Raw genomic sequence first — 9,814 nt, 5'->3', positions numbered from 1 at the left:
TCACTGCTGCATTATGTTTTGCGACCGGTTTACTGGGCCTTACCTTGGCCGATTTCCCGGTGATTTGGGCATCGTTTAAAGACATCATGCTTGAAATGTTGAGTCACACCCCGCCCGAATGGCCGATGGTGATAACCTGATGTGTCTGAGTTGAAAATGTAAAAGGCCTCTTTGCGAGGCCTTTTCTGTTTTTATTGATTCACGCTTTGTATTGCGTCACGCGCACTCACCGTGCTTCGCCTGAATATCAGCTCCGCTTTCGCTCTACTGCCTGGCAGTTCGTCATGGTTGGCTATTTTTTCCAGCATCAACTGACAGGCTTCTTGCGCAAGATGCTGCTCGTTTTGCCGCATCGACCAAATATTGTTGGCAAGGAAGTTCAGCATAATATTGTCATCGAACGTGCCAATATTAATTTCATGGGGAATATAGCCATACCTCGCGCGCAGTACACCCAATGCGCCTTGTAAAATCGGCAGCGATGACGCAATAAAATGTTGCGGCCACGTATTATGCGTCTCGATGTAGTCCGCCATCATCTTTTCCCCGTCGCTCAACTGGTTGTGCCCAGCGCTGCTGATGTGCTCGGGTTTAATCTCGACGCCGTGCTGTTCCATCGCTGTGCGATATCCTGTCAGGCGGTCAATAATCGAAGGTGAAGTCGGGTCACCGACAAAGAATTGAATCGGTGCATGAACTTGCTTGAGCATCGCATCGGTCAGCCGATAGCCACTATCAACGTTGTCAGTCACAACACAGCACGCCCCTTCGACACCAAAATCGCGGTCAAGAAACACCAGCGGTTTCAGGCAGTTTTTCAGATAATGCGCCTGGCTTGCTGCATTGGTCGACACCACAAAAATCCCATCGACATTGCGATTTTCCAGCGATTTCACCAACAGATTTTCATAGGCTGCATCGTTGTTTGTGCAACTGATCATCAGCTGATATCCCAGTTCACGACAGCGCGCCTCCAGTAATTCAGCCAGGGTGGAAAAGAACAGGTTCGACAAACGCGGGATCACCAGGCCAAAGGTGTCCGTTTTATTAAGCTTTAAGCTCCGCGCAGCAAGATTGATGGTATAGCTATGTTTTTTAACGTAACTATTGATCTTCTCTTGTGTCTTTTCGCTAATGCGATATTTCTGCGCGTTGCCATTCAAAACGGCACGTACCGTTGTGATAGAGACGCCAAGATCCGTGGCGATTTGCTCAATGGTTTTAGCCAATTTAACGTTTCCTTAGCTGCCATCCACGCGCAGCAATCGATCACGGAGAGGCGTCAACCTCTCCGGAAAAACACTAGTTGGTTTGTTTACGCCACAAGGCTTTTATGTGCGGGCCAAAAATTGGCAACAGCAGCGTCAGTATCGCAATACCGAGGAATACCGCACAGACCGGGCGGGTCAGGAAGATCATCGGGTCCCCTTCGGAGATAACCAATGTGCGTCGGAAGTTCGATTCTGCCATCGGTCCAAGAATAATGCCGATAACGATAGGCGACATCGAAAAGTCCAGTTTGATCATAATGTAAGCCGCAAGACCTGCCCCCATCATGACGAACACATCCGTCATGTCGTGGTTAACGGAATAGGCACCCACGGAGCACAGTACAAAAATGATCGGCACCAGCACACGGCGCGGGACGCTCATCACTTTGGCAAATAAACGCATCCCCATGAAGCCCATAATGCCCATGTAAATGTTGGCTGCGAACAAACCGATGAAAATAGAGTTCACCTCAACCGGATGCTCGGTGAATAGCTGTGGCCCGAGCGCCAGCCCCTGCACCATAAATGCACCCATGATAATCGCGGTCGCGCCATCACCTGGGATCCCCAGCGTCATCAATGGCACCATCGCGCCACCTGATACAGAGTTTGCGCCTGCTTCCGGAGCTGAAACACCTTCTGGTGAACCGTGCCCAAACTCTTCAGGGTGTTTTGACCAACGTTTTGCTTCGTTATAAGCAATAAACGAGGCGATATCGCCACCGGTTCCTGGAATAGCACCGATAGCCGTGCCAATGACAGACGAGCGAATATAAGTGGGCATCACCCGTTTAATATCAGGCCAGGTCGGCAAGATACGGTCAATTTTACTTTTAGTTTGGCGCAGAATACCCGCCAGGCGTTCACGATGATCTTCTTCAAGACTTAATAAACCCTGCGAGAATGCAAACAGCCCGACCATCACAGGAATAAATGAAATCCCGCCCATCAAATAGATTGAGTCAAAGGTGAATCGCGTCCCGCTGGTCATGGGATCCAGACCAATGGTGGCGATAAATAAGCCCAAAACGCCACCGATTAATCCTTTAATAACCGACTGTGACGAAACACTGGTAATAATGCTGATACCAAATATCGCTAAAGCAAAATATTCTGCCGAAGAAAAACCTGTCGCCACTTTCGCAAGCATTGGTGCAATTAAAACCAGAGCGATGGTGCTGAATATGCCACCAAACATAGAAGCGAGGGTCGATAAACCGAGGGCGCGTCCTGCTTCACCCTTCTTCGCCATCGGGTAGCCATCAAGTACGGTGGCCGCCGAAGCAGGCGTGCCTGGTGTGCTGATTAAAATGGCCGTAATTGAACCGCCGTAAACTGCGCCGCAATACACACCCAGCAACATCAAGATGCCGGTCATGCCCTGGAATGAATAGGTCAGCGGCAGCAGTAAAGCGATCCCCATATTCACCGTTAAACCGGGTAGCGCACCGATAATAATCCCCGCCAGAACCCCCAGCAAAATCATGCCGGTGGTTTCTAAGCTGAAGACGACCATCAGGGCATCAAGAATTTCGTTCATCGTGACCTCTTATTATTCGGAGAAGATGGATTCTGGCAGCGGTGATTTAAAGACAATTTCAAATGACACATAAACGCACAAGACAATCAACGCGGTCACGATGGCGAGAAACAGTGGGCGTCGTTCACCCATCACCCACATGATGGCGGGAATCAAAATCAGTGACGAAGCAATAAACCCAGCGTAACAAAGCGCAACCCCGTAAATCACCATCAAAACAGTGACGCCGTAGGCTTTACGCACGGGAAGTGAGCTAAGGTCAGCTTTCTCGCTCTTGACAGTACCACTCTGCAAATAAACGCTGACCCATTGGATGAGCCCTAAGCCAATAAATAACCAGGCCAGAACATAAGGCCAGAAGCGCTCGCCTAATATTCCGTTTTCATCAAACATCGGCATATTGCGCGACAAGAAGATAATCGCTATCCCCAGTACCAGTGAGAACATCCCAACAAAAATATTCTGCGTACGCATTGTTGTATCTCCCTCCTGCCGCATTGCGGCAGGAGTCTATTTAGTGATGATTTGATTACTTTTTAGCGGTTTCAGCAATCAGTGCAGCGTACATAGCATCATCTTCTTTCATCATGTTGTACGCATCATCACCAGCGATAACGACTGGCATAATGCCTTGTTTCTTCAATGCTTCCTGATACGCCGGTGTGTTTACCACTTCGGTAAAGGAATCAACCAGTTGCTTCTTGATGTTGTCATCAATTTTTGCTGTCGTGGCCAGCACAGCCCAGGCACGCATTTTGACGTTAACATCCAGATTCAGCGCTTCTTTAAAGGTCGGGACATTCGGGAATAATGGGAAACGTTTTTCATCCATCACGCCGAGCACTTTTAAAATACCGGCATCCACCTGAGATTTAACTGAACCTGGTGTTGTTAATACGGCATCAATATGTTCGCCGACCAATGCGGCAATCGACGGGCCAGTACCTTCGTTATAAGGAATATGGTTAAATTTAGTGCCGGTGATTTTTTCAATATTTGTCGTCGCGAGGTCAAAAATAGCCCCGTTGCCGGAGTTACCCACTTTAATTTTGCCAGGGGTGGCTTTAGCGGCATCAATAAATTCTTGCAGCGTGTTATACGGTGATTTGGAATTCACAACGACAGCCACGGGATCGGCAATCGTGGTAACAATGGGTGTGAAATCTTTATAAGTCACTGGCGATTTCCCCTGGTGTGGGAACATCGCTAATTCAACTGTGGTCATCACCAGCTTATATCCATCCGGGCGTGCTTTTGCCACTTCAAGCAAACCGGTAATGCCGTTACCCGCAGGCTTATTTACCGGAACCAGCATGGTGCCAGACGGCATTTTGTCACGAGCATATTCAAGTACGGTGCGGGCAGAAGTATCAGTACCACCACCCGGATTTTTTGGGATGACGACATCAATATTCTTTTTTGGATAGGTCAGAGTTTGTTCCGCATGCACCGCCCCAAAAGGCAGCAGCATCAATAAGGCACATAACAGGTTCTTCTTCATAGGGTACTCCGCTGTTTTTATTTATTGTGAGTAATTTGGCTGTATACGATGTTGGTTCGGTTAAATGTCCATGTCAGATGTATAACGTTCCCCTCGACGATAATGGCTGGATAAGAAAATTCACCTTTGCTGTGTTCCAAAGCCCACGGTTGCGACCACGTCGCGCCATTATCTTGCGATTCCAGCAAGGCAATCGGATAACGGCGCCCCCAGTTACCTTCGATTGGATTACATGCCAGAACCAGGGTCCCGCAGTCCAAACCAACCACATCAACTCCACTGTTATTGTTGGGTAATGTCGTCGCGTATGCGGTACACCAGTTTCGGCCATAATCAAAAGAATCAGTACGATAGATCTTTCCACGCGTACTGCGTAGTAACGCGTGAATATTCCCCGGGTGCGATTCCCACAACGTGGGTTGAATCACACCATCCCAGGTAAACACTTGCTTTAGGTCGCATTCCCAGAGAGCGTTTTCTTTGAGCCCCTGCCAGACATTTTCATCAGCGGCCAGTCCGGGTTGTTGATGCTCAAACGGAATATCGACTTTGTACCAGGACTGCCCGCAATCAGCAGACAAATCGACAAAAGCGTCCCAGTGCAGCTCGTCTTCTGTCGACCCTGGTGCTAACCACTCGCCATTACTCATCACCAGAAGTTTGTTTTTTACTGGCCCACGCGGCAGTGGGTCGCCGCTGATTAACGCGCGTGGAGCGCTCCAGTTCAAGCCACCATCGTGTGACACCGACACTCGCGTGCTCCAGCGGTGAACATCCGGCCCAACTTTATAAAACAGCCACACCGTCTGTTGCTGGTAATGCAGCACGGGGTTCCAGTGCGCCAGCCCCGGTTCAGCCAGAATGCGTTGTGCAGGCTGCCATTCACCGTTTTGTGCACGCGCGAGCCAAATGGCGGTATCGCCGCTGCCTTCTTTACTGCCTGCAAAAAATGCCACCAGCACACTTTGCTGCTCGGGCAAAACCACCAGCGTCGAGGCGTGGCATTGCGCAAAATCCGTCTGGGATTCGGGTAGCAAAAACTGGCGAATTTTTTGGGTGAAGGCCATCAACTCTCTCCTTATATCGCCAGTGTTTTCTGAATATCACGCCCCAACTGCACCATGCTATCAATGGCCTGCGGGAAGAAGGTTTCACGGTAACCCTGGCTGCTGCGTACCCGGCAAGTATGGGTGGTGAAATTGCCAATCTGTTGCTGGAAAGATTTGGCACACACCGGGTAATCGAGGTTTTCTGCCAGTGCAGCAGTGGAAAGATAATCCGCCAGGCGCTGCGCTTTTTCCGGCTGGGTTTGCCAGTTTTCATACAGCCAGACATACATCTCAGGATGGAAGTTAGCCATCACGCCGCTGTATGCCTGACACCCCGCTTGCAAGGAAGCCAGTAATGTTTGGCTATTCGCATTCGCCAGATGCAAGCGGCTGCCTTTAGCCAGTTCCAGGCGGCGCTCAATCATTGGCAAACTACAGCAAGTGTCTTTGATAAACGTGTAGCGGCCACTTTGCGCACACCACGCGACGGTCTCTTCACTCAGCAGACGCTTGTAAGGATACGGGCATTCGTAAATGCCCAAATCCACATGCTGTGGGACATCAGCGGTCAGGCGCTGTAGATTTTTCAGTGCCAGTGCGTCACTTTCCCCTGCCAGAGCCAGCCGGTTGCTAATCAGGATCACCGCGTCCACGCCGGTATCCGACATTTTAATCAGTTGCTCGCGCTGGTGATTGTACGCATTCGCAGTATGGCCAGAAGCCACCACCGGGACGCGCCCATTCACACATTTCACGACGAATCGCACCAGTTCAATGGACTCTTCATCACTAAGGAAAAACATTTCGCTCGACTGGCAGTCGGCAAATAAACCATGCACGCCAGCAGACAGATACCACTCGATTAAGCGTTCAAGCGATGACCAGTCGATCTCTTTTTGTTCGGTAAACGGCGTTAACATTACAGGCCAGATACCCCGGTATTTTTGTTCGTTCATCAACCTGCCCTCTACAACAACCGAACCGCGTCACCTGCCACCTGCACCCGAATCCCCTGGGTGAGCGACTGAGCAACAAAAGCCTGCAATACTGTTTGCAGTTCATTTTCTGGAACATAAGCGACCGTCAGATGGTTACTTTGATGCCCAGCCATGAGGTCGTCGCGCCCCACGCCATCCAGCACCGCATTCAATAGCGGCCATTCGTAACAAGTCGCTCGGCGGCGGCGTTCAAATTCAGCCTCCGGTAATTCCACCGCATGCCCGGTGCCGATATGCATGATGACTTCACAGCCTTCGTAGTGCGCACGCGCCCAGATAAAGCGCCCAGCTTTGCCCTGCCCGGTAATGGTTGAGCCGCCATAAGGGAAGTACATCGCGGGCTGGCGATATCCGGTTGCGCCAGCGATACCGCCTTTGAGGTGTTCAAACGGAACGGCACCCGAAATTTCCAGATCCCAGTAGAACGTTCCCTGGTATTCGCTGCCCCAACGGATGTCATGCAGCGTGGTTTCTGCTGGCAGAGAGAAGGAGGTTAACAAACGCCACAACATGGTTTGTGGGATGGCGGTGCCCATATCCACTTCGTTGATGCACGGAATAGGCTGCCCGTCGCAGATGATGTTGCCCTGCTCGTCCGGGATCGGGAATCGTTCGGTAGAGCCAATTGCGCCTTCGGCAAAATCAGAGGCGGCACAGCTATCTTTCAACCCTTGCTGATACTGCACACCCACAGCAGATAAACCGAAGCGTTGCACGAAACGCGCCATCGCAATCATCATTGCGCACTGTTCTTTGACTTGCTCGCGGGTCAGTTCTTCACGGCCATTTTCACCAAACAGGAACTTCATTCCGCGCTCCTGATACCAGGCCAGGCACGCTTCACGCAGTTCATCAGAGACTTTTGCCATCTCAACCAATAACGCTGACTGCGAGAGCGATTCGATTGGCATCCCGATATTCACCATCGCTTGCTGCGGGAAGACGCCGTTGATCATGCCCATGCAGAAGGTGTCGAACAGGCCAAGAATCTCTTTGTTTTGCAGGATAAATTCACCGGCTTTGCGCCCCATATTTCCAGCTGGTGTCGCCATGACCGGATGCGTGGGTGCGATGCTGTGCAAATAGCCTGTTGAGTGCTGCAAAGAGCCGTAACGTAGCCAGGTTTGCAGGCCATTAACGAACAAATCGTCATTAAAATTTTCTGACCACAAGCGCGAGTACGATTTACCCAGGCTGGTCAGCGAGCCTGCCAGACACAACATGCCCACCAGCCCCGGCCATGTGCCATCAAAGTTCGCCAGTAACAGCACCGGGCCTTTGTGATGAACCAGCGAAGGAGCGACGTGATGTGAGTATTGCCAGGCTGTCAGCAGGACAATCACTGGCGCATTTTCATCAATTTGGGCAAACAAATCGCTGCCCTGGCGTTGGCTGCTGATAAACCCGTGGCCACGTTCTTCATCAATCGGATGAGCGCGTTTCAAGCTGTAACCCAGAGAACTCAACGCATCCTGCAATTTCGCTTCGTATTTTTGTTGCACCGGCCAGCAGGCGAGATTCGCTGATTCGCGTAAGTCAGCGTTGGTCACCATCAGGATTTCATTTTTACCCGCAGATATTTTTTGCGACACAGAAGGTAGAGTTTGCGTAATCACGTTCTTATTCCTTTTATGTAATTAATTGGCCACGAGGTATTGCTGCATAACAGCCTGATAGCGCTGCTGATCCTGATACATTTGCAGGTACACCTGATATTTTGCATCGTGGAAAGAGCGGTGCGCGGTGTCCGGTTCTATGGTCTTATCGAGTCTGACCATGGCTTTAGCCGCGGTTGAAAAATGGGTGAATGCCTTGCAAGCGACAGCGCCGTTGAGTGCCGCGCCCAGCGTGACGGCGTCTTCTTCTTCAACGAGGTGGATGGTTCGTCCGGTTGCATTGGCGTATTCGCGCAACCACAACGGATTTTTGCTCGCCCCACCACACAGGGTTATGGAATCAATGCGCTGCCCGTTTTGTTCCATGGTGTCGATGATGTGCCGCGTGCCATAAGCAATGGCTTGCAATGTGGCGAGGTACAACCGTGCCAGCGCGTGTTGCCCTTTTTCCAGGGTTAATCCAGCGACCATGCCTTTAGCTTCAGCATTCGATCGCGGTGAACGATTGCCGTGGTGGTCCGCCAGAATATGCAGTTGGCGCGTCGGATAAGGTTCAGCCTTTTCGAGCCTGGCAACCCACTGGTTGAGGATTTGATAGACGCTACAGCCCAATTCGGCGGCGTCATTTTCTAATTCAGGCCACGCGTCACTTTGCATCAACGTCCAGTCAACCAACGCTCCCGCCGCACTTTGTCCGCCTTCGTTCAGCCACCAGCCTGGGTACATGGCAGCAAAATATGGCCCCCAGACACCCGGAACGGATTTGGCTTCCTGGCTAACAATCATATGGCAGTTCGAGGTGCCGCTGATTATCGCGAGATTGGCTTCAGGTGACGCTGCCACCAGCGCCAGGCCGCCAGCATGGGCATCAATCAAACCACTGGCGACGACGGTATCGGTGGTTAAACCTAACTGTGCCGCCACATCAATACGCAGTGTGCCGACCGACTGCCCAATATGAATAATATTCGGTGGGATTTTGTTGACTAAATCAGTTAATTCAACGGCATCCAGCAAACTCTGACTAAAACGCTCTTCATGAGACAGATAGTTCCATTTGCAGGTCAGCGTGCAGACTCCCGCGGCATCAACGCCCGTGGCGCGCCACACCAGATAATCCGCTAAATCGAAGAAACGCCAGGTGGAAGCGTAACGCTCAGGAAAGTGCTTTTTCAGCCACAGAATTTTGGGTAATTCCATTTCAATGCTGACCTGACCGCCGACGTATTGCAGCGCGGAATCATTCGTTTCGTTGATACGTTGAGTTTCTTCTCCTGCGCGGTGATCCATCCACATCACGATGTCGTGATCGGCATTCCCTTCTTCACCTACTGCTACAGGCTGGCCGCGTGAGCCCACAGCAACCAGTGAACAGGTGGCATCGAAACCAATGGAAGCGACTTGTTGAGGTTGCACACCTGCAAGGCCCATGGCTTCACGCACGGTGTTACAGACCTGTTGCCAGATATCGCTGGAAGATTGTTCCACACGATTTGGCGGGTAGTGAAACTGCTGGATAGGACGAACAGAAAATGCCAAACGAGTCCCTTGCATAGTGAAAATACCCGCACGGACACTCGCAGAACCTACATCAACGCCAACAAATAATTTGTTCATTTTGCTGCTCTCATCGGCTACTGCGTCGAGAAAGCATATTGATTAAGTGAATAGTTAAACTCAACCACGCGCTGTCTATTTTGTGATCAGCACGACATGATTAAAAAAGCTTCAAATGAAGATTAAAGTTTAACTAATTGTTTTTATAATGTTTAATTGGGTTTATTTTTTGATCGATTTTTACTGCGTCGTGACAGCTTTTTGTCGCATGGAGGGGGAAAA

9 protein-coding genes are annotated in these 9,814 nt (G+C 50.6%); 1 reads left to right on the top strand and 8 read right to left on the bottom strand.

Translation table 11 applies throughout. The features are described from left to right. A partial coding sequence (locus VJY99_RS10865) for a YjcB family protein (RefSeq protein WP_324118319.1) occupies window positions 1-140 on the top strand: 140 nt, incomplete at its 5' end. 51 nt (window positions 141-191) lie between these two features. On the opposite strand, the gene VJY99_RS10860 is transcribed toward VJY99_RS10865, so the two are convergent. From VJY99_RS10860 to VJY99_RS10825, 8 genes are all read right to left on the bottom strand, one after another. Next, window positions 192-1,229 carry a LacI family DNA-binding transcriptional regulator gene (locus VJY99_RS10860; RefSeq protein WP_324118318.1) on the bottom strand — a complete coding sequence of 346 codons (1,038 nt, stop codon included), beginning with the start codon at window positions 1,227-1,229 and terminating at the stop codon, window positions 192-194. 73 nt (window positions 1,230-1,302) lie between these two features. Continuing rightward, window positions 1,303-2,811, bottom strand: coding sequence for a tripartite tricarboxylate transporter permease (locus VJY99_RS10855; RefSeq protein WP_324118316.1), 1,509 nt, complete (start codon window positions 2,809-2,811; stop codon window positions 1,303-1,305). Window positions 2,812-2,823: 12 nt separating this feature from the next. Next, complete coding sequence (locus tag VJY99_RS10850; protein ID WP_324118314.1) at window positions 2,824-3,285, bottom strand: tripartite tricarboxylate transporter TctB family protein; 462 nt, start codon at window positions 3,283-3,285, stop codon at window positions 2,824-2,826. A gap of 55 nt (window positions 3,286-3,340) precedes the next feature. After that, the gene (locus VJY99_RS10845) at window positions 3,341-4,312 is read right to left on the bottom strand and encodes a tripartite tricarboxylate transporter substrate binding protein (RefSeq protein WP_324118312.1); all 972 of its coding nucleotides are present in this window, start codon (window positions 4,310-4,312) and stop codon (window positions 3,341-3,343) included. Window positions 4,313-4,329: 17 nt separating this feature from the next. Next, window positions 4,330-5,379, bottom strand: a complete 1,050-nt coding sequence (locus VJY99_RS10840; RefSeq protein ID WP_324118311.1) for a sialidase family protein — start codon at window positions 5,377-5,379, stop codon at window positions 4,330-4,332. Between the two features lie 11 nt (window positions 5,380-5,390). Next, window positions 5,391-6,317, bottom strand: coding sequence for a dihydrodipicolinate synthase family protein (locus VJY99_RS10835; RefSeq protein WP_324118309.1), 927 nt, complete (start codon window positions 6,315-6,317; stop codon window positions 5,391-5,393). An 11-nt stretch (window positions 6,318-6,328) separates the two neighbouring features. Then, window positions 6,329-7,975, bottom strand: coding sequence for a signal transduction protein (locus VJY99_RS10830; RefSeq protein ID WP_324118307.1), 1,647 nt, complete (start codon window positions 7,973-7,975; stop codon window positions 6,329-6,331). A 21-nt stretch (window positions 7,976-7,996) separates the two neighbouring features. Then, the gene (locus VJY99_RS10825; protein ID WP_324118305.1) at window positions 7,997-9,592 is read right to left on the bottom strand and encodes an FGGY-family carbohydrate kinase; all 1,596 of its coding nucleotides are present in this window, start codon (window positions 9,590-9,592) and stop codon (window positions 7,997-7,999) included. Window positions 9,593-9,814: the final 222 nt, after the last annotated feature.

It is taken from the genome of Buttiauxella sp. (genome assembly GCF_035271705.1).
GTDB lineage: Bacteria > Pseudomonadota > Gammaproteobacteria > Enterobacterales > Enterobacteriaceae > Buttiauxella.
The sequence above is the reverse complement of the archived record's forward strand: the minus strand, read 5'-3'. Positions and strand labels throughout refer to the sequence as shown.

What these genes read in the sequence shown, in the direction of transcription:
- VJY99_RS10855 (WP_324118316.1), bottom strand. Translation starts at nt 2,811, where the DNA reads ATGAACGAAATTCTTGATGCCCTGATGGTCGTCTTCAGCTTAGAAACC.
- VJY99_RS10850 (WP_324118314.1), bottom strand. Translation starts at nt 3,285, where the DNA reads ATGCGTACGCAGAATATTTTTGTTGGGATGTTCTCACTGGTACTGGGG.
- VJY99_RS10845 (WP_324118312.1), bottom strand. Translation starts at nt 4,312, where the DNA reads ATGAAGAAGAACCTGTTATGTGCCTTATTGATGCTGCTGCCTTTTGGG.
- VJY99_RS10840 (WP_324118311.1), bottom strand. Translation starts at nt 5,379, where the DNA reads ATGGCCTTCACCCAAAAAATTCGCCAGTTTTTGCTACCCGAATCCCAG.
- VJY99_RS10835 (WP_324118309.1), bottom strand. Translation starts at nt 6,317, where the DNA reads ATGAACGAACAAAAATACCGGGGTATCTGGCCTGTAATGTTAACGCCG.
- VJY99_RS10825 (WP_324118305.1), bottom strand. Translation starts at nt 9,592, where the DNA reads ATGAACAAATTATTTGTTGGCGTTGATGTAGGTTCTGCGAGTGTCCGT.